Origin of the sequence: Streptomyces sp. IBSNAI002, assembly GCF_052244475.1 — a bacterium.
GTDB lineage: Bacteria > Actinomycetota > Actinomycetes > Streptomycetales > Streptomycetaceae > Streptomyces.
On the sequence record NZ_JBQPXG010000002.1, the window covers coordinates 7,964,745 to 7,983,107 of the forward strand.

Below are 18,363 nucleotides of genomic sequence, written 5' to 3' on the forward strand. Positions count from 1 at the left end.
TCCCTGTGAGGCATCATGCGCTGTGTCATCGCCCGCTTTCCGTTCGACCTGACCAAGAGCGGAGTCCTGGAAGCGATGAAGGGCGTCAAGCCCGAGGAGGTCGTCGGGGAGTCCGTGATCATCGGCCGCCGCGTCTACCCCGTCAAGCAGGTCGGCCAGGTCGTCACCCGCCAGGACCGCCGCGATTTCAGCGCCGGCGAGGTGATCCGGGCCATGACCCAGCTCGGCTTCACCTGCCGAGGCCTTCCCCTGGCCGCAGCGCCCGCGCGCGTCCTGAGCCCCCTCCAGCACGCCTCCGCGATGCTCGGCACCCCCGCGGCCGTCTGACCGAGGGCCTCGGTGCCCCCCGGGGCTTCCTCCGGCCCATCGGTGAAGCCCCGCCCCGTCACCCCGTTCCGCTCCGCGGGCGGACAGCGCCGCTCCTCCCGCCACCAGTGACGCCGTCCGCCTCCCCGGTTCCCGATGCCCGCGACGGGGCGAGGAAGAGGCCCATGGTCACGACCAGGTACAGCGCCCACACCACGAGCTGGAGGACCGTCGGGTCGGGCTGGAAGTTGAAGACGCCCTTCAGCACGACCCCGTACCAGCTGTCTGGCGGGATGACCTCGCTGATGTCGAACGCCTTGTTGCCCAGGCCCCCGAGGAACCGGGCCTCCTGGAGGTCGTGGACCCCGTACGCGAGCACGCCCGCGGCCACGATCACCAGCATGGCGCCGGTCCACCGGAAGAACTTCGCCAGGTTGATGCCGAGCGCGCCGCGGTAGAACAGCCAGCCCAGCACGATCGCCGTGGCGATGCCCAGCAGCACGCCGATCAGCGGTGCCGAGGAGCCCTCGCCGCTGGCCCGAACCGATGCCCACACGAACAGCGCGGTCTCCAGCCCCTCCCGGCCGACGGCCAGGAAGGCGGTTGCGACCAGCGCGCCGGTGCCGATGGCGAGCGCCGCGTCGAGCTTGCCGTGCAGCTCGGCCTTCAGGTGCCGGGCGGTGCGCTTCATCCAGAAGACCATCCACGTCACCAGGCCGACGGCCAGGATCGACAAGGTGCCGCCGATCAGCTCCTGCGCCTCGAAGGTGAGTTCCTGGGTGCCGAACTCGAGCAGCGCGCCGAAGGCGAGCGAGATCGCGCAGGCGACACCGATGCCGAGCCACACCGGGCGCAGGGCGTCGCGGCGTTCCGTCTTCACCAGGTACGCGACGAGGATGCAGACGACGAGGCTGGCTTCCAGACCCTCACGCAGTCCGATCAGATAGTTGCCGAACACGGCGGTCCCTCCACGGTGTTGATCAAGAGAACAGTGTCCGGCCCCACCAGTCGTCCTTGTCGCGGACGCCCGGCGGGACGGCGAAGACGGCCGAACCCACGTGCTGGATGTACTCGTTGAGGACGTCGGACTTCGCCAGACTGCGCTGGACGGGGACGAAGCCGGTGCGGACGTCGCGCTGGTAGGCCAGGAAGAACAGTCCGGCGTCGAGCCGCCCCAGACCGTCCGTGCCGTCGGTGAAGGAGTACCCGCGGCGCAGGATGGTCGCCCCGTTGTTGCTGTCGGGGTGGGCGAGGCGGACGTGCGCCTCGGGCTTCATCGCCTTCAGGAACGGCTCGTCGCGTTCCTTGGACTTGCCCACCGGGGCGCCCTCGCCCTTGTCGCGGCCGAAGATGTCCTCCTGCTCCTGGAGGGAGGTGCGGTCCCAGGTCTCGATGTTCATGCGGATGCGCCGGGCGACCAGGTACGAGCCCCCGGTCATCCATGCGCTGCCGTCGCCGGGGCCGGCCCAGACGTGCTGGTCCAGGGCCGCGGTGTCGGTGCCCGAGATATTCCGCGTGCCGTCCTTGAAGCCCATCATGTTGCGCGGGGTCTGCTCGTCGGGCGTGGTGGAGGAGGTCTTGCCGAAGCCGAGCTGTGACCAGCGCATCGCCGTCCGGCCGAAGCCGATCCGGGCGAGCTGGCGGATCGCGTGCACCGCCACCTGCGGGTCGTCGGCGCAGGCCTGGACGCAGAGGTCGCCGCCGGAGCGGGCCGGGTCCAGGTTGTCGCCGCGGAACAGCTCCAGGTCCACCAGGGCTTCGGGGCGCCTGCCGTCCAGACCGAAGCGGTCCTTGGCGAACAGGCCGGGGCCGAAACCGACGGTCAGGGTGAGGCGGGAGGCCTTCAGGCCCAGCGCCTCACCCGTGTCGTCGGGCGGGGCCTCGGGCAGCCCGCCGAAGCCGCCCTCGCCGACCGGATGCCCGGCCGTCATCAGCCGGGCCGCCGCGGTCCACTCCTTGAGCAGCGCGACCAGCTCGGCGCGGTCCTTGGTCCGTACGTCGAAGGCCGCGAAGTGCAGCCGGTCCTGGACCGCCGTCGCGATCCCGGCCTGGTGCTCCCCGTGGAACGGCACGGCGCCGCCGGCCGCGGCCGCCGGGACCGCGTCCGATCCGGCCTGGAAGGCGGCGACCCCGCCGCCTGCCGCGGCGGCACCGAGCGCGAGCCCGGCCCCGCCCCAGCCGAGCACGGCGCGCCGCGAGGGGGCGTTCGCCGAACTGCCGGTCTCTTCCGGCTCCGAGTCGCTCATCCGGCTCTCCCGCCTGTCCTGTCCATGCTTCCGTCCGGCCGCGCGGCCGGCACTACTTGACGACCGCGGCGGCCAGCTTCGAGAGCGGCTCGGCGAGTGCGTTCACACCGTCCGACAGCTCCTTGCGCTCCGCCTCGCCGACCTTGTCGTACGAGGTGAACTCGTAGGAGGTCTTGTCGGCGCGGTACTTGTCGAGCAGTGCGGACAGCGCGGCGAACTGGGTGTCCAGCTGCCTGGCGAGCTCCGGGTCGTTCTTCTGCGCGGCCGGCTTCAGGAGCTCGTAGGACTTCTGCGCGCCTTCGACGTTGGCCTTGAAGTCGACGAGGTCGGTGTGGCTGTAGCGCTCTTCCTCGCCCGTCACCTTGCCGGTGGCGACCTCGTCGAGCAGCTCCTTGGCGCCGTTGGCCATGGACGTGGGCGTTATCTCCGCCTGGCCGACCTTCTTCTGCCAGTCGGTGAGGTCGGTGATGAGGGTGTCGGCGAGCTTCTTCTCCTCGTCGCCGATCTTGCCGTCCTGGAACAACGCCTTCTCCAGGCGGTGCCAGCCGGTCCAGTCCTTCGCCGGGTCCTGGCCGGCCTCCAGGCCGTCCTCGCGGACGTCGACCTTGGGGTCGATGTCGCCGAAGGACTCGGCGACCGGCTCGGTGCGCTCCCAGCCGATGCGCGAGGGGGCGTACGCCTTCTTCGCGGCCTCGACGTCCCCGGCCTTGACGGCGTCCGCGAAGACCTGGGCCTTCGGGAGGGTCTCGTCGGCCTGCTCCTGTACGTACTTGCGGTACGCGGCGACCGCGGCGTCCAGCTCGGGGCTGCGCTTCTCGCCGCCGCCCTGACCGGTGGCCTTGACCTTCTGCCGGATGCCGTCGCCCTTCATACCGGGCTTGCAGACGATCTCGTAGTCGCCGGCCTTGATCTCGGCGGTGATGGAGGCCTTGGTCCCGGGGCCGATGTTCTCGCGCTCGGTGACGATCCGGTCGTCGGGGAACAGCACGTACAGCTCGGTGACCTTGGAACCCTTGTTCTCGACGTCGATGGTGACCTTGCCGGCCGGGAATTCGGTCGTGGAGACCTCGCAGGCGCTGTCCGACGCGGCGACCTTGACCGCCCCGTCGCCACCGCCGGCGCTCTTGTCGGCGCAGCCGGTGACGGCGGTCAGTGCGGCCACCGCGGAAGCGGCGACGATGACGGTGAGGCGGGCGGGGCGCATGAAGGCTCCTGGCGATGGGGTAAGTGGTGAGGCAGCCCTAAGTTAGCTGACCCTTACTTCCCCGGACACCGCTCCGAGACGGATTTGCCCGCACCATTACCTGATCGGGCCCCACTCTTGGTACGAAGGGCGAGGGGCGAGGGGCGAGCCGAGCGAGGTCCGGTTCTCCCCGCTCGACGCGGCACGGGGACGTGACACCACGTGAGAGTGACCGCGGTCACGCGCCGAACGGGCCGGCGCCTACTTGGGGGTTCCCTCCGCGGAGAGCACGGGCGGGTTCAGGCAGTTGCACCCCACCACGTCGGCCGGGCCCTGTTCCGGTACCTCGAACGTCGCGGTCATGACGCGCCGCACATCGGTGTTCCGCCACCACTTGTGGCCGCCGCCCAGCAGCTGGTCGGTGTCGCGGCTCGCGGCGTTCTCGCCGCCGTACTTGAACGAGGTGGTCGGGCCGGACTTGCCCTCGCGGTGGTCGGTACGGACGTACGAGCACGTGACGAGCGCCTTTCCGTCCGCCAGCCGCAGCACCGGCAGCTCGGGCCCCGTCACCTCGAAGGCGTACCGGTGGCGGAGATCGCCCTTCCACTCCTTCTTGCCGTCCTCCGCGTTGTAGGAGTCCACGACCTCGCCCGTCAGCTTGCCCGGTACGAAGTTCTCGCTCTCGGGCTCCCCGTGGGGTGCCGTGAAGCCGAGGTACTCCGCGTACTGGCCGCACACGCGCCGGTCGGATGCGGCGGTGGGCGAGAGCGCCGCGGCGCCGGCGGGCTCCCGGGCCGGCGCGGCGATCGGCCGGTCGCGGACCTCGAAGCCGTAGGTGCCGTACCCGCGGTCCTCGAACTGCTCCGGCGGAAGCTGCGGAGCGGGCCGGTCGGTCGCCCACGTCCGGGCCGCGGCCTTCCAGGCGGCGCCGGGCTCCGCCTGGACGAAGTAGTACATCCCGGCCGCTCGGTCCTTCTCCGCCGTGTCCGTCATACGGAAGAGCACGGCGAACGAACGGGGGTATCCGGGCTGGTCGCGTTCGGTGGGGATCAGGTACTCGCGGCGGTACATGTCCGTTTCCGCCTTGCGCACGAGGTTGTCCGGCCACCGCTTCAGCCTGACCTGGGCCACGCTCTCCTGGAGCAGGGCGCCGGTCAGCAGGGTCGCCAGGGTGGTCTCGTCCCGTGCGGACGCGGCCTGGCGGAACCCGCGTGTGACGACTTCCTCGGCCTGGTCCCAGCCGATCACGGTCGGGACCGGCGGGGCGAGAGAAGAGGTCCCGGCCTTCTCCCCGGCCTTCCCCTCGCCCTTCGCAGGGGAACACGCGGCCAGTGCCACGCACCCGGCGATCGCCGCGAGCACCGCCGGCCGCACGCGCCACCGATCAGACAGGCACCCGATCACCACTGCACATCCCCACGAAAGAAGCGGACCAAGAACAGACGCCGATCACATCACGCCACCGAATGTCCGGATACGGCGCCCCCGGCGTCGGTGACCGTTCGCTCCGGACCGTCCTCCTCGTCCCTTCGGGCCCGGCCCGCGCGTGTCCCGTAGGGCGAGCGCCAGGGCGAGCAGCCCGGTGCCGCCGACCGCGGAGCCGAAGAGCAGCGTCGTGGAGGACAGTCCGTGGCGAACGGTCAGCAGGCCGGCGAGCACGGTGGGCAGGCTCAGGGCCAGGTAGCTCAGGACGTAGTACGCGGCGAGGGTTCCGGCCCGGTCCCTCGCGGCGACCGGGGACAGTACGGCCCGCAGGGCTCCTTGGGAGACCGCGCCGAAGCCGGCACCGGCCAGCGCGGTACCGGCGAACAGTACGGCCAGGCTGCTCAGTTGGAGGCTGAGCAGGATCAGGCCGGCCCCGGGCGGTACCGCGGCCGCGCCGATGCGCAGCGAGGTGCGGGACGGCAGGCGCCGGACGGCCGCCACGGAGAGCACCGCACTCGCGGTCAGGGTGAAGTAGACGAGGCCGCCGACGGCCTGGGGCGTGTCAGGGGCGATCAGCCGGGCGAGCCCGGGGCCCAGCGAGGAGGCGAAGCCGCCGAGTGACCAGACCGCGATCACGCTCGGCGCCGCGAGGAGCAGCGGCCCGCGGGCGGCGGCGGGCACGGTGACGGAGGGGCGCAGCGAGCCGAGGGCCCCGGGCATGCGGGGGGCCGTTTCGGAGGTGAGGACCATGGCGACCGCCTGGAGCGCGAACACGGCCGCCAGCGCGAAGTGCGCCGCGGGGCCCGGCGCCGGAACGGACCGGACCAGAAAGGTCGATCCGAGCACACCCGCGGCCATGCCCGCCATGGGTGCGACGCTGTTGGTGAGGGCCGCCCGGCCCGCGCGGCCGGGGTGCTCCAGTTCCATGACGGCCGCGCCCACGGCGCCGGTCGCCGCACCGGTCGCCAGACCCTGCAGCACCCGGGCGAGGAGCAGTTGGCCCACTCCGTCGGCCGTGGCGATGAGGGTCATGGCCGAGGCCTCGACGGCGAGGGAGCCGATGAGGACCGGGCGGCGCCCGAGGTGGTTCGAGAGGGAGCCGGTCGTGAGCAGGGCCAGCAGCATGGCCAGGGAGTACGCGCTGAAGACGACGGTGAGGGTGAGGGAGGAGAAGCCCCACTGGCGCTGGTAGATCGCGTACAGGGGGGTCGGCGCGCTCGATGCCGCCAGCAGGGTGACCAGGATGGAGGCGTTGAGAGCGAAGGATGAGCGTCTGGCCAACCGTGGGCGGGGCTCGGCCGGCACCGGCGCGGGGCGGTTCATGCGTTCCTTTCGGTGGGCTCAGGCGAGGTGGGCGGGCACGGGGTGGAGGCGGTAGGAGGCGCCGTCGGTGCGGACGATGCCTGCCGTGGGCGGGGGGAAGTGGCTGCCGAGCAGGAGGGTGTCGGTCCCGGCGAGTGCGGCGAGGAGGTCGCGGCGCGTGGCGTGGGCCTGTGCGGGGTCGGTGTCGACGCAGCTGTGGATGGCGGGCTCGGCGAGCTGGACGGGGTGGTGGATGCAGTCGCCGGTGATCAGGGCCGTGCTGTCCTGGCTGCTCAGCCGGACGGCGACCTGGCCGGGGGTGTGGCCGGGGGCCGGGACGAGGGTGAGGCCGGCGGCGATCTCCAGCCCGTCGGCGGGGACGTCCATCAGGTCGAGGAGGCCGTGGTCGTTGATGGGGTGGATGGAATCGCGGAACATCTGTGTGCGGGGCCCGTCCAGCTCAGTGGATGCCCAGTAGTCCCACTCGGTGCGGCCGGCGAGGTACCGGGCGTTGGGGAACGTGGGGATCCAGGAGCCCTCGTGGGAGCGGGTGTTCCCGCCGACGTGATCGGTGTGCAGGTGCGTGAGGATCACCAGGTCGACCGACTCGGGGGAGAACCCCGCTGCTTCGAGGCGTGCGAGGTAGTCCGTACGGAGGTGGTGCCAGGCGGGGTTGGCGCGTTCCTTGCCGTTGCCGATGCCCGTGTCGACGAGGATGCGCAGTCCGCCCGCCTCGATCGCGAAGGTGTGGCTCGCCAGGCGGATGACGTGGTCGGCTCCGGCGAAGTCGGGCCGGAGCCAGGGGGATCCGGCCACGACCTCGGGTGTTGCCCGGGGCAGCAGCCAGGGGCCGGTCTGTGCGGGGAGTTCCGTCTCGTCGATGCGGCGGACGGTGATGTCGCCCAGGATCCACGTGGGGGTGAGACCGGGTGCTGTGGGCGTGAGGGCGTGCCTGGTCATGGGAGGGCTCCCTGGGAGAAGGGGTGGGGGAGCGTGTGCGGACTCCGCCTTAACGCTCAGATATTGCGTGGAAGCTACCCCGACGCTCGGGTTAACGCAATGATTGCGCGTTCAGGCCACGGGTTGGCCGGTTCTGGCGCTTTAAGGCTCAGTGTTTGCGTTAGTGGTGAGGCTCGCCTACCGTGGCGCTAACGCAAATATGCAGCGTTTGGTCCCGGAAAGGACTCGCCTCATGTCTGTTCCCGCGTTCTCGCCCGAAGGGGCCGCCGAGTCGGCGCTTCGAGCCGGCCTCTCCCTGGACCCCGATCGGCACGCGGTGGTGGCCGGGACGGCGCACCACATCATCACCGTCATCAGCCGACTGCGTGAGCTCGACCTGGCGGAGGTCCGCCCGGCCTTCGCGTTCCGCGCCGACTCCCGGGAGCGGTCAGCGAGTTGAAGCCCTACGCGCTGTCCCTGACCGAGGCCTCCGCCGCCCTCGCGGACGGAAGTCTCTCACCGGTCGAGCTGACCGATTCGGTCCTGGAGCGGATCGATGACGTAGACCCGCAGGTCAACGCCTACGTCACCGTGGCCGCCGACGCGGCGCGGGCCCAGGCCGCCCAGGCGGAGCGGGACATCGCCGCCGGCCGCCGCCGTGGTCCGCTGCACGGCGTGCCCATGGCCTTGAAGGACCTCATCGACACCGCGGGCGTGAGGACCACCTCCAGTTCCGCCGTCCGCGCCGCCCGCGTGCCCGGCGAGGACAGCGTGGTGGCCGCGCGGCTGAAGGCGGCCGGCGCCGTCCTGCTCGGCAAGGTCCACACCCACGAGTTCGCCTACGGTCTGACGACCCCGCAGACCCGCAACCCCTGGAATCTGGACCACGTGCCCGGCGGCTCCAGCGGTGGTTCCGCGGCGGCGGTGGCGGCCGGGATGGCGACCTTCTCCCTCGGCACGGACACCGGCGGCTCCATCCGGGTCCCCGCGGCGCTGAGCGGCGTGGTCGGCCTCAAGCCCACCTACGGCCTCGTGCCCCGGCAGGGCGTCGCCTCGCTGTCCTGGTCACTGGACCACGTCGGCCCCATCACCCGGACCGCCCGCGACGCCGGTCTGGTCCTGGACGCCCTCGCCGGACATCACCCCGGCGACCCCGCCGGCCTCGACCGCCCCCACGAGGCGCGGGCCTCCCGCCCGGGACAGGGCCTCCAAGGGGTGCGCGTCGGTGTCCCCGTCAACCACTACTTCGACCGCGTCGACCCTCAGGTGGAAGCCGCGGTGCGCAAGGCCCTCGACGACATGACGGCCCTCGGCGCGCGGCTGGTCGACGTGGAGATCCCGATGGCCGAGTACGTCCAGGCCATCCAGTGGGGCCTGATGGTTCCGGAGGCGACGGCCTACCACGAGCAGCACCTGCACACGATGGCCGACCTGTACGGACCGGACGTCCGGGTGCTGCTCGAAGCCGGCGCCCTGGTCCCCGCCACCGACTACCTGCGTGCTCAGCGGGCCCGCACCCTCATGCGCGACGAGTGGAGCCGGGTCCTCCGCGAGGTCGACGTCATCGCCGCTCCGGCGGTCCCCGCCACCGCCGCCAGGGCGGACCAGGAAGCCTTCCGCTGGCCGGACGGCACCACCGAGAGCGTCTCGGACGCCTACGTACGGCTCGCCGCGCCGGCCAACATCACCGGACTGCCCGCTCTGTCCGTGCCGGCCGGCGCCGACGCGCACGGTCTGCCGATCGGCCTGCAGCTGATCGGCCGCCCGTTCGGCGAGGCCACCGTCCTGCACGTAGCGGAAGCGTACGAGCAGGTGAGGGGCCCGGCCCCGATGGCCGAGCGGCAGGCCGGATAGAGCATCCCAGCTGAAGCGAATTCTTAGCGTTAGGGTATCGGGTATGAGCTCACAGCCCAGACCCCGTCCAGGAGGGCGAAGCGCCCGCGTCCAGCGATCGGTCCACGAGGCCGTGCGCGAGCTGGAGGCCGAACGCGGCCGCGCAGCCCTGACGGTTCCGCTCGTCGCCAAGCACGCGGGCGTCACGCCCTCGACGATCTACCGGCGCTGGGGCGACATCAAGGAACTGCTCTCCGACGTGGCGGTGGAGCGGCTCCGCCCGGAGGCCCCGCCGGCCGACGCGGGAAGTCTGCGTGCCGACCTCGAAGCGTGGGCGGTGCAGTTCCTGGAGGAGATGTCCTCGACGGCCGGCCGTGACTACATCCGCGACGCCCTCGGCGGAGACCCCGACGGCAGCAACGCCGGCCAGTGTTCCGCCTACGCCGTCGAGCAGGTCGAGATCATCCTCGCCCGCGCGACCGGGCGCGGGGAGCCGGCGCCGGCCGTCGACGTGGTCGTCGACCACGTGGTGGCGCCGATGATGTACCGCATCCTCTTCCGGCCCGGCCTGCTGGACGCCGACAGCGCCCGCGCCCTCGTCGACGCGACGCTGACACGGCTGATGCCCCAGGGATGAGGCACGTGCCGCTCAGTCCATGTCGAGGTAGTACACGCCTGCCTTGGCATCGGCGAAGAGGGTGAACTGGACCTGAGCAGGCGCGGCGCCGTTGTCGCCCTCCATCTCCACGGGCTCGGCGCCGACGAGCACGAACTCGCCGTATCCCTCGAGGTTTCCGGGCTCGTCCGCCACTCCGATGTGAATGGGGGTGTCGTCGGAAACCCCGGCGAGGGCGGAGCGAAGCCGTCCCGCTGTCCAGACCTGCGGCGCGTGTTCGAACGTATCAGCCATGCGCTGAGGCTAGTGGTGCAGAACGGACGGAACGGGGTACGCCACGCCGACGAGCGAGGCCCGGCGCACTCGGGTGAGCTGTGGGGGACCTTCGCAAGCTTGGCAAAACGGCCTTAGAAGATGCGCAGGACTTGGCACGCGTCCCTTCTTGAGGGCACTGAGTGCCACTGCCAAAGTCTGTGGTGCGGCCCGCCGGACCCGGCGGCCGCGATCTCCTACTCAGGCACAGGGTGCCAATGCGCTGGGCGAGAGTTCGGAGCATTCGCAGACCCAGCGATCACGGAAACGGTGACGGCCATGGCAGAGGCGAACACGACGGCGGCGGCCCAGCGGCTGGAGGAGCGGTGGGCCACCGATCCGCGGTGGGCCGGTATCGAGCGGACGTACAAGGCCGAGGACGTGGTGCGGCTCTCCGGCAGTGTCCGTGAGGAGCACACGCTGGCCCGCCGGGGTGCCGAGCGGCTCTGGCGCCAGCTGCACGAGCGGGACTACATCCACGCGCTGGGTGCGCTGACCGGCGGTCAGGCCGTCCAGCAGATCCGGGCGGGCCTGCAGGCGATCTATCTGTCGGGCTGGCAGGTCGCGGCCGACGCGAACCAGGCCGGCCACACCTACCCCGACCAGAGCCTCTACCCCGTCAACTCCGTGCCCCAGGTGGTGCGTCGGATCAACAACGCGCTGCTGCGCGCCGACCAGATCGCGACGGCCGAGGGCGGTTCGGACACCACGGAGTGGCTGGCGCCGATCGTGGCGGACGCGGAGGCCGGGTTCGGCGGCCCGCTGAACGCGTTCGAGCTAACCAAGGCGATGATCGCGGCGGGCGCGGCCGGCATCCACTACGAGGACCAGCTCGCCTCGGAGAAGAAGTGCGGGCACCTGGGCGGGAAGGTGCTGGTGCCGACCTCGCAGCACATCCGGACCCTGAACGCGGCCCGGCTCGCGGCGGACATCGCGGACGTGCCGACCCTGGTGATCGCCCGTACGGACGCGCTGGCCGCGAACCTGCTGACCAGTGACGTGGACGAGCGCGACGCCCGGTTCGCGACGGGGGAGCGCACGGCGGAGGGCTTCTACCGCGTCCGGAACGGCATGGCTCCGGTCATCGCCCGCGGTCTGGCCTACGCACCGTACGCCGACCTGATCTGGGTCGAGACGGGTACCCCGGACCTCCCGCAGGCCCGGGAGTTCGCCGAGGCGATCCACGCGCAGTACCCGGACCAGATGCTCGCCTACAACTGCTCGCCGTCCTTCAACCGGAAGGCGGCGCTGGACGACGACCAGATCGCCAAGTTCCAGCGGGAGCTGGGCGCGATGGGCTACCGCTTCCAGTTCATCACGCTGGCAGGCTTCCACTCCCTCAACCACGGGATGTTCGACCTCGCCCGCGGTCCCACCGGCTTCCCCCAGTTCATACGGCCATTCAGTTGTCGCCCGGTCCGATCGGGCAGACGAATCCGGGTCGGCGATCGATGCGGCCTCGCCGGTGTTCGGCGGCGGCCCGATGTCGGGCACGGTCACGGGATCGCGCGCGGCAGCGCGGCCCCCTTCAGGATCCCGCAGCCTCAGGCTTCGGGCTCGGTGAGGTCCGGGGCGGCGGTGCGGAGCTGGGCGGGGGTCAGGGCGCCGGCCCTGATCAGGGCCGGCACGGGGCCGGTGACGTCCACGATCGACGAGGGGACGAGGGCGGCGGTCGGGCCGCCGTCGAGGTAGACCGCGACGGTGTCGCCGAGCATGCGCCGGGCGGCGTCGCAGTCCTGCGGGGCCGGGTGTCCCGTGAGGTTGGCGCTGGAGACGGCCATCGGGCCGGTGTCTTCGAGGAGTTCGAGGGTGAGGGGGTGGTGGGGCATGCGGACGGCCACGGTGCCGTGGGTGTCTCCGAGGTCCCATTTCAGCGTCGGCCGGTGCCGGGCGACGAGGGTGAGGGCGCCGGGCCAGAAGGCTTCGACGAGCTTCCAGGCGATGTCGGGGAGGTCGGTGACGAGGCCGTCCAGGGCGTCCGGGGAGCCGACGAGGACGGGTGAGGGCATGTGGCGGCCCCGCCCCTTGGCATCGAGCAGAGCGGCGACCGCGCGCGGGTCGAACGCGTCGGCGCCGATGCCGTAGACGGTGTCGGTGGGCAGCACGACGAGCCCGCCGGACCGCACGGCCGCTGCGGCCGCGCGCAGGCCGGCCGTGCGTTCGGATGTCATCGAGCAGTCGTACCGCTCTGTCATGGCTACGGTTCCGCCCTACGGTCTCGGTTCGGTCTGGGTGGCGGCATCGTACGCAAGGGCGGCGCGCCGCCGGGCGTCTTCGGCCGAGCACCTTCGCCGGACCGGGGCGGCTCCGGTGCCGAGTTCAGCCGAAGGGGTGACCGGCCGGCCGTGTGCAGGGCTGCGGATCACGTGGCGAGGGGCAGCAGGAGCAGGGGGTTCGTGGTGGGCTGTGCGGATCCGCCGGCCGGTTCGAGGGTGAGGCCGACGGCGTCCGCGTCGGCGGTGTCGCCGTCGATCAGGACGCTGCCGTCCCGGTGGATGAACCCGGCCGGGCGCATGGCGCCGTCGTGGGCCAGCCACAGCTGGTAGGTCTTGCCCGCAGCCGGGGCGGGCAGGCCGGCGGCGGTGAAGACGGCCCTGTTCTGCCGGTCGGAGGCGACGACGGTCGTCAAGGCCCCGTTGCCGGCCCGGCCGTGGACGGTGCGGGCGTCCGGGGCGGCCAGCACGGTGCTCACGGCGTCGAGACGCTGCTCGCTCTGCCGGGCCCGCTGCTCGAGCCGCAGGTTCTCCTGGTGCTGCCAGGCGGCCAGCCCGGCGAACGAGGCGGCGGCGGCCAGGCTCGCGGCCAGGGCCACGGGCAGGGCCTTGCGCCGCAGCACGCCGCGGAACACGGCCGGGGCGGCCTGGGCGGCCGGGGCGCCTGCGGGGACGTGCGGCGGGAGCTGGCGCACGTGGTCGATGTCCGCCATCGTCCGCTGCTTCATCGCGGCGGCCGGCGCCTGCGCGGTGGCGGCTGCCAGACGCGCGGCGGTGGCCTGAAAGTCCGCCACGTCGTGCCGGCACGCCTCGCAGGAGGCCAGGTGCGCGGCGAACTCCTCGCGCTCGCCGGGGTCGAGGGAGTTCAGCGCGTACGCGGCGGCGAGGACATGGATGTCGGACGCGTGGTGATTCATGCGGTCACCCCCATGCAGTCGCGAAGCCGGATCAGCCCGTCGCGCATGCGTGTCTTGATGGTGGGAAGCGGCGTGCGAAGCGTCTGGGCGACTTCACGGTAGGTCAGCCCGCGGTAGTAGGCGAGGGTCACGGCCTGCCGCTGGAGCTCGGTCAGGCCGCGCAGACAGCGCCGTACCTGTTCGCTCTCCAGTCGGGTCTCGACCTGCTCGGCGACCTGGTCGAACGCCGTCTGGTGTTCGCGGGCGGCCTGGGCCTGATCGCGGTCGGCGGCGGCTTGGGCGGAGCGCACGCGGTCCACGGCCCGGCGGTGGGCGATGGTCGCCGCCCACGTGTGCACGCTGCCGGCGTCGGGCCGGTAGCGGGCGGCCTGCCGCCACAGGTCGATCATGACCTCCTGGGCGACCTCTTCCGACTGGGCGCGGTCGCGCACGACTTTGACCACGATGCCGAAGACCATGGGGGCGAGGGCGTCGTAGAGGCCGGAGAAGGCCTGCTTGTCGCCGTGGGCCACCTGCTGCATGACCTCGGCGAGTCCGGTGTGGCTGGTGTGGCCGGTGTGGCCCGTGACGCCGAACGGGAGCGGTTGGTTCACCGGCCGGGCTCCGGCCGCGGCGACCAGGCGAAGGGGCATCGGCCGGCGTCGGCCGTCCGGGGGTGGGGTGTCCATCGCATAGTGGTCCTTGTCGGTAGGGCATGGCCGGACCGCCACCGTGGCGCGTTCCGGCCCCAGAGCCGTTCGGGGTGCCTGACTCCTCTTCGTAGCGGACGTGCGTGCGGATGGGTGTGGATTCGGCGACGGGCTCACCCGCGTCGGCCTCGGTCCACAGGAGGAACGGCGGATGTGACTCGTTCGGATGGCAGACCAATCCGCCGGGCGGGGGCCGTCGAAGCCAGGGTGTGAGCAGCTTCCGCAACACCGTCGCCCGCACCGCCCCCGGCGGGGCGGCCGGGCTCCTGGCCGGGTTCACCGCGCTCTCCGTGGCCGAGTTGGCCGCCGCCGTGGTGCGTCCGGCCGCCGGGCCGGTCACCGTCGTGGGCGGCGCGGTCATCGACCGGACCCCGGCCGCGGTGAAGGACTTCGCGATCCGCGCCTTCGGGGAGAACGACAAGCTCGTCCTCCAGCTCGGCATCCTCGCGCTGCTCGCCGTGTTCGCGCTCTTCCTGGGCGTCCTCGCGCTGCGCCACCGGCGGGTTGGGGCGGCCGGGGTCCTGGTGCTCGGCGTCGTCGGCGCTGCCGCGGCCCTGGGCCGGCCCGACTCCGCGGGCGCCGCCGACGTGTTGCCCTCCCTGGCCGGTGCGGTGGCGGGTGCTGCCGTGCTGTACCTCCTGGCGGGCCGGGCCACCCGCGCCCGCAGCTCCCCGGCCGGTGACGAGGGCGGCGGGGCCGGGGCAGGGCCCGGGGACGAAGCACGGGCCGGGGCCGGGTGGAACCGGCGCGGGTTCCTCACCGCGGCGGCCGTGACCGCCGCGGCCGCCACCGGCGCCGGTGTGCTGGGCCGCGCACTGTCCGGGCGGCGCGGCCGCGGCGCCGTCGCCTCCCGCACCGGTCTCACCCTGCCCGCCCCTGCCTCGCCCGCTCCCGCAGTCCCCTCCGGAGCGGAGCTGAAGGTGCCGGGTATCGGCGCGTTCACCACACCGAACCGGGACTTCTACCGCGTCGACACCGCCCTCGTCGTGCCCAGGGTCGACGCCGCCACCTGGCGGCTGCGCGTTCACGGCAAGGGCGTCACCCGGCCCCGTACGTACACCTTCGAGGAGCTCCTGGCCCGCCCCCTGATCGAACGCGACATCACGCTGACCTGCGTCTCCAACGAGGTGGGCGGCCCCTACCTCGGGAACGCCCGCTGGCTCGGCGTACCCCTCGCCGCCCTGCTGGCGGACTGCGGGGTCGAGCCGCCGTCGAAGGGCGGGCCGGCCGATCAGCTGGTGGCGCGCTCCGTGGACGGCATGACCCTCGGCTCCCCGGTCGAGGACGTCATGGACGGCCGGAACGCGATGCTCGCCGTCGGCATGAACGGCGAACCGCTGCCCTTCGACCACGGCTTTCCCGTCCGCATGCTCGTCCCCGGGCTCTACGGCTACGTCTCCGCCTGCAAGTGGATCGACGACATCGAGCTGACCACCTTCGACGCCTACGACCCGTACTGGGTCAAGCGCAAGTGGGCCCGTCGGGCGCCGGTCAAGACGCAGTCCCGCATCGACACCCCCAAGCCCTTCGCCCGCCCCGCCACCCACGGCGGCACCGTCATGGTCGCCGGGGTCGCATGGGCCCAGCGCCGCGGCATCACCCGCGTCGAGGTCCGAATCGACGACGGCCCCTGGCAGGACGCCGACCTGGCGGCCCAGGACACCGTCGACACCTGGCGCCAGTGGTCCTACCGCTGGCAGGCCGCCTCGGGCGGCCACACGATCACCGTCCGCGCCACCGACGGCACCGGCCAGACGCAGACCGAGCAGCGCACCCGAACCGTCCCCGACGGAGCGAGCGGCCGGCACAGCGTCTTCGTCACCGTCCCCTGAGACCCGTCCCCTGAGACCCGACCCCTGAGACCGACCACACCACCGAGAACCGAACCATCCAAGGAGATACCGATCATGAACAGCATCAAGATCCGTCGTACCGGGATCGCCGTCGCCGCCGCCGTCCTGCTGCCCTTCTCGCTGGCCGCCTGCTCCGACTCCTCCGGCGACACCAAGGCCGCCGCCCCCACCGCGGCCGCCGGCGACGCGGCCAACACCGGCGAGGCTCCGGCAGCCGGCTCCACGGCGGGTGACGAGCCGTTCGGCCCGGCCTGTTCCGGAGTGCCGAAGCAGGGCGCGGGCTCCTTCGACGGCATGGCCAAGGCCCCGGTCGCCACCGCGGCCTCCAACAACCCGGCCCTGTCCACCCTGGTCGCCGCGGTCAAGCAGGCAGGCCTGGTCGACACCCTCAACAACGCACAGGACATCACCGTCTTCGCCCCCACCAACGACGCCTTCGCGAAGATCCCGAAGGCCGACCTCGACAAGGTCCTCGCCGACAAGGCGACGCTCACCAAGATCCTCACCTACCACGTCGTCGGCCAGCGGCTGACGCCGGAGCAGCTGGACAACGGCTCGTTCGAGACCCTGCAGAAGGGCATGGTCTCCACCACGGGCTCCGGCGAGGCCTACGAGGTCAACGGCGCCGCCTCGGTGGTCTGCGGCAACGTCAAGACCGCCAACGCCAACGTCTACATCGTCGACACCGTGCTGATGCCGAAGTAGCCGGTAGCCGCGCCACACCGCCGCACCGCCGTACGAAGGCCCGCGGCCCGGCGCCCCTCGAAAGGAAGGGCGCCGGGCCACGGGCGGCGGTCTGCCGGGGTTCAGCCGCCGAGTTCGTTCGCGGCCTGTTCGATGAGGTCGACGACCGGGCCCGGCCGGGAGGCCAAGGACGCGTGACCGGCGTCGAGTTCGACGATCGCTCGCGGGTTCATGCGCTGGGCCATGCGGCGCTCGTTGTCCGGGTGGATCATCCGGTCCTGGGTCGAGACCTGGTACCAGGCCGGCTTGTTCCGCCACGCGGGCGAGGTCACGCTGTCGCCGAACGTCGAGGCCAGCGGGGCCTTCTGGGTGACGGCCATGACCAGGGCCTCGTCGGGGGTGAGGTCCTGGCAGAAGCTCTCGTGGAACTTGTCCTGCTTGATCCACAGGTAGCCGTCGGAGTCCGGGGCGATGTTGTCGAGCGCCGCCGGCGGCACCTCCTCGGTGATCCGGCCGGGGCTCTCGCCCGCGTCGGGGGCGAACGCGGCGATGTAGACGAGGCCGGCGACGTTGGGCAGGTCGCCGGCCTCGGTGATGACGGCGCCGCCGTACGAGTGGCCGACGAGCAGGACGGGGCCGCTGATCTGCCCGACCATCTTGCGGGTGCGCTCGGCGTCGTCGGAGAGCGAGGTCAGCGGGTTCTCCACCGCGTGCAGGTCGCCGAATCCGCGCTTGTCCAGTTCGACGATGACATTCGCCCAGTGGGCGGCGCCGCCCCAGAAGCCGTGGACCAGGACGATGGACGGCTTGGTTGATGCCATGAATGTGGACCGTCTTTCCCAGGATGCGATGTGTCCGTATCCCCCCGGATCCTCCCCAGCCCTACGCTACGCGGGCGATGACGGGCCGTCACCGCCCGAATGGGTGTGCGCCGCATCGGGGCGCGCTGCGGTGGGTGCGCACCGCCATCCCGGAGCCCGGCCCCCCCCGCCACGCCGGTCAGCCGTGGTGGGGCAGACCGGCCGTGTCCAGGGCGGCGCCGGCCTGGGCGGCCAGCGCGACCGCCACCAGGCGGGCCTCCTCGGGCGGCAGCGGGCGGCCCGGGAGCGGGTCGAGGAGGAAGCGGCCGTAGTAGTGGCCACCGCCGACGGCGCGCAGTTCCGTCTCGCCGTCCGGCCATGCGGCGTACTCGGTGACGCGGCTGCCGCGGCGCAGCCACAGGCTGCCGTCGTGCTCCAGCCGCGGCAGGCGACCCATCAGGGTTCCGTACTCGAACCGGCAGCCGCGCAGACCCAGCAGGCCGACGAGCTCCCGGCGCACGTACTCCACCACCGCGGCCGGCGAGCCGCCGTCCTCGACCAGCCGGGCCGTCCCCCGGAGGCTCGAGAGGTGCGCGGTGTCCGTGACCACGACGGCCTGGAGCCGGCGGGTGCGTACGGCCGGCTGCGAGACGATGAGGCCGACGGCGAGCAGGAGGACCGCCGTCTGGATCTCGTCGGTGTCGGCGATGGCGAACCGCTGGTAGGGCCTGGTCAGGAAGAAGCCGAACCAGGCCGCGGCCGACAGGGCGGCCAGCGCCCCGGCGGCCCGCGTGCCCAGCGCGGCGACCGCGACCACGGCGACGACCATGACCAGAGCCTCGTTCGTCGCGGAGAGGCCCGTACGGAACGGCGCCAGCGCGAGCGCCACCAGGAACGGGAGGACGAGGCCCGCGGCCAGGGCGATCCGGTCGCGGTAGCGGAACCAGTAGCCGGACATGTGAGGCCTCCCGTCCGGACGGGCCGATCGTGGCGCAGGGCTCAGGGGGTGCGACGCAGGGCGTCGCCCTCGCCCAGATCAAGCCTG

The 18,363-nt window shown here is 72.3% G+C and carries 18 protein-coding genes and 1 pseudogene; 7 read left to right on the forward strand and 12 right to left on the reverse strand.

Going from position 1 to position 18,363, the window contains the following annotated elements:
- Window positions 1-15 precede the first annotated feature (15 nt).
- Entirely contained in the window at window positions 16-327 is a 312-nt protein-coding gene (locus tag ACTVZO_RS36940) for an SCO5918 family protein (protein WP_443302508.1), read from the forward strand.
- Between the two features lie 58 nt (window positions 328-385).
- On the opposite strand, the gene efeU is transcribed toward ACTVZO_RS36940, so the two are convergent.
- The 6 genes from efeU to ACTVZO_RS36970 form a co-directional block, all read right to left on the reverse strand.
- Window positions 386-1,264 (reverse strand): iron uptake transporter permease EfeU, encoded by an 879-nt coding sequence (efeU, locus tag ACTVZO_RS36945; RefSeq protein WP_443302509.1) that lies wholly within the window; start codon window positions 1,262-1,264, stop codon window positions 386-388.
- Between the two features lie 22 nt (window positions 1,265-1,286).
- Window positions 1,287-2,552 carry an iron uptake transporter deferrochelatase/peroxidase subunit gene (gene efeB / locus ACTVZO_RS36950; protein WP_443302510.1) on the reverse strand — a complete coding sequence of 422 codons (1,266 nt, stop codon included), beginning with the start codon at window positions 2,550-2,552 and terminating at the stop codon, window positions 1,287-1,289.
- Between the two features lie 52 nt (window positions 2,553-2,604).
- Window positions 2,605-3,756: an iron uptake system protein EfeO gene (efeO, locus tag ACTVZO_RS36955; RefSeq protein WP_443302511.1), complete on the reverse strand. Its 1,152-nt coding sequence runs from the start codon at window positions 3,754-3,756 to the stop codon at window positions 2,605-2,607.
- A gap of 240 nt (window positions 3,757-3,996) precedes the next feature.
- A complete protein-coding gene (locus ACTVZO_RS36960) occupies window positions 3,997-5,109 on the reverse strand; it encodes a hypothetical protein (RefSeq protein WP_443302512.1) in 1,113 nt (370 codons plus the stop codon).
- 75 nt (window positions 5,110-5,184) lie between these two features.
- Complete coding sequence (locus ACTVZO_RS36965; protein WP_443302513.1) at window positions 5,185-6,483, reverse strand: MFS transporter; 1,299 nt, start codon at window positions 6,481-6,483, stop codon at window positions 5,185-5,187.
- Between the two features lie 18 nt (window positions 6,484-6,501).
- On the reverse strand, window positions 6,502-7,422 hold the full coding sequence (locus ACTVZO_RS36970) for an MBL fold metallo-hydrolase (protein ID WP_443302514.1): 921 nt from the start codon (window positions 7,420-7,422) through the stop codon (window positions 6,502-6,504).
- A 232-nt stretch (window positions 7,423-7,654) separates the two neighbouring features.
- Between ACTVZO_RS36970 and ACTVZO_RS36975 the strand changes: the two genes are divergently transcribed.
- The 3 genes from ACTVZO_RS36975 to ACTVZO_RS36985 are packed head-to-tail and all read left to right on the forward strand — an operon-like array spanning window position 7,655 to window position 9,871.
- Entirely contained in the window at window positions 7,655-7,861 is a 207-nt protein-coding gene (locus ACTVZO_RS36975) for a hypothetical protein (RefSeq protein WP_443302515.1), read from the forward strand.
- On the forward strand, window positions 7,858-9,255 hold the full coding sequence (locus ACTVZO_RS36980; RefSeq protein WP_443302517.1) for an amidase: 1,398 nt from the start codon (window positions 7,858-7,860) through the stop codon (window positions 9,253-9,255). The genes ACTVZO_RS36975 and ACTVZO_RS36980 overlap by 4 nt, the downstream gene beginning before the upstream one ends.
- Window positions 9,256-9,298: 43 nt before the next feature.
- Entirely contained in the window at window positions 9,299-9,871 is a 573-nt protein-coding gene (locus tag ACTVZO_RS36985) for a TetR/AcrR family transcriptional regulator (RefSeq protein WP_443302518.1), read from the forward strand.
- Window positions 9,872-9,883: 12 nt separating this feature from the next.
- Here the strand turns inward: ACTVZO_RS36985 and ACTVZO_RS36990 are convergent, their stop codons facing one another.
- Window positions 9,884-10,144, reverse strand: coding sequence for a DUF6225 family protein (locus ACTVZO_RS36990; RefSeq protein ID WP_443302519.1), 261 nt, complete (start codon window positions 10,142-10,144; stop codon window positions 9,884-9,886).
- A gap of 297 nt (window positions 10,145-10,441) precedes the next feature.
- Between ACTVZO_RS36990 and aceA the strand changes: the two are divergent.
- Window positions 10,442-11,533 (forward strand): annotated as a pseudogene (gene aceA / locus ACTVZO_RS36995) (isocitrate lyase); the annotation flags it as partial.
- Window positions 11,534-11,706: 173 nt separating this feature from the next.
- On the opposite strand, the gene ACTVZO_RS37000 reads toward aceA, so the two are convergent.
- The 3 genes from ACTVZO_RS37000 to sigK all read right to left on the reverse strand — a co-directional run bounded on the left by ACTVZO_RS37000 (window position 11,707) and on the right by sigK (window position 13,885).
- On the reverse strand, window positions 11,707-12,357 hold the full coding sequence (locus tag ACTVZO_RS37000; protein ID WP_443302520.1) for an L-threonylcarbamoyladenylate synthase: 651 nt from the start codon (window positions 12,355-12,357) through the stop codon (window positions 11,707-11,709).
- 167 nt (window positions 12,358-12,524) lie between these two features.
- Window positions 12,525-13,292, reverse strand: coding sequence for an anti-sigma factor domain-containing protein (locus ACTVZO_RS37005; RefSeq protein WP_443302521.1), 768 nt, complete (start codon window positions 13,290-13,292; stop codon window positions 12,525-12,527).
- Window positions 13,289-13,885 carry an ECF RNA polymerase sigma factor SigK gene (sigK, locus tag ACTVZO_RS37010; protein ID WP_443303387.1) on the reverse strand — a complete coding sequence of 199 codons (597 nt, stop codon included), beginning with the start codon at window positions 13,883-13,885 and terminating at the stop codon, window positions 13,289-13,291. The genes ACTVZO_RS37005 and sigK overlap by 4 nt, the downstream gene beginning before the upstream one ends.
- A gap of 305 nt (window positions 13,886-14,190) precedes the next feature.
- On the opposite strand from sigK, the gene ACTVZO_RS37015 reads away from it, so the two are divergent.
- Entirely contained in the window at window positions 14,191-15,813 is a 1,623-nt protein-coding gene (locus ACTVZO_RS37015; protein WP_443302522.1) for a molybdopterin-dependent oxidoreductase, read from the forward strand.
- A gap of 75 nt (window positions 15,814-15,888) precedes the next feature.
- On the forward strand, window positions 15,889-16,539 hold the full coding sequence (locus ACTVZO_RS37020; protein WP_443302523.1) for a fasciclin domain-containing protein: 651 nt from the start codon (window positions 15,889-15,891) through the stop codon (window positions 16,537-16,539).
- Window positions 16,540-16,640: 101 nt separating this feature from the next.
- Here ACTVZO_RS37020 and ACTVZO_RS37025 read toward each other — a convergent pair whose 3' ends face one another.
- On the reverse strand, window positions 16,641-17,339 hold the full coding sequence (locus tag ACTVZO_RS37025) for an alpha/beta hydrolase (protein WP_443302524.1): 699 nt from the start codon (window positions 17,337-17,339) through the stop codon (window positions 16,641-16,643).
- 178 nt (window positions 17,340-17,517) lie between these two features.
- Complete coding sequence (locus ACTVZO_RS37030) at window positions 17,518-18,276, reverse strand: DUF4118 domain-containing protein (protein WP_443302525.1); 759 nt, start codon at window positions 18,274-18,276, stop codon at window positions 17,518-17,520.
- Window positions 18,277-18,363 lie beyond the last annotated feature (87 nt).

What these genes read in the sequence shown, in the direction of transcription:
- ACTVZO_RS37025 (WP_443302524.1), bottom strand. Translation starts at nt 17,339, where the DNA reads ATGGCATCAACCAAGCCGTCCATCGTCCTGGTCCACGGCTTCTGGGGC.
- ACTVZO_RS37005 (WP_443302521.1), bottom strand. Translation starts at nt 13,292, where the DNA reads ATGAATCACCACGCGTCCGACATCCATGTCCTCGCCGCCGCGTACGCG.
- ACTVZO_RS37000 (WP_443302520.1), bottom strand. Translation starts at nt 12,357, where the DNA reads ATGACAGAGCGGTACGACTGCTCGATGACATCCGAACGCACGGCCGGC.
- ACTVZO_RS36970 (WP_443302514.1), bottom strand. Translation starts at nt 7,422, where the DNA reads ATGACCAGGCACGCCCTCACGCCCACAGCACCCGGTCTCACCCCCACG.
- ACTVZO_RS36965 (WP_443302513.1), bottom strand. Translation starts at nt 6,483, where the DNA reads ATGAACCGCCCCGCGCCGGTGCCGGCCGAGCCCCGCCCACGGTTGGCC.
- ACTVZO_RS37020 (WP_443302523.1), top strand. Translation starts at nt 15,889, where the DNA reads ATGAACAGCATCAAGATCCGTCGTACCGGGATCGCCGTCGCCGCCGCC.
- ACTVZO_RS36940 (WP_443302508.1), top strand. Translation starts at nt 16, where the DNA reads ATGCGCTGTGTCATCGCCCGCTTTCCGTTCGACCTGACCAAGAGCGGA.
- ACTVZO_RS36975 (WP_443302515.1), top strand. Translation starts at nt 7,655, where the DNA reads ATGTCTGTTCCCGCGTTCTCGCCCGAAGGGGCCGCCGAGTCGGCGCTT.
- efeO (WP_443302511.1), bottom strand. Translation starts at nt 3,756, where the DNA reads ATGCGCCCCGCCCGCCTCACCGTCATCGTCGCCGCTTCCGCGGTGGCC.
- efeB (WP_443302510.1), bottom strand. Translation starts at nt 2,552, where the DNA reads ATGAGCGACTCGGAGCCGGAAGAGACCGGCAGTTCGGCGAACGCCCCC.
- ACTVZO_RS36985 (WP_443302518.1), top strand. Translation starts at nt 9,299, where the DNA reads ATGAGCTCACAGCCCAGACCCCGTCCAGGAGGGCGAAGCGCCCGCGTC.
- ACTVZO_RS37030 (WP_443302525.1), bottom strand. Translation starts at nt 18,276, where the DNA reads ATGTCCGGCTACTGGTTCCGCTACCGCGACCGGATCGCCCTGGCCGCG.
- ACTVZO_RS36990 (WP_443302519.1), bottom strand. Translation starts at nt 10,144, where the DNA reads ATGGCTGATACGTTCGAACACGCGCCGCAGGTCTGGACAGCGGGACGG.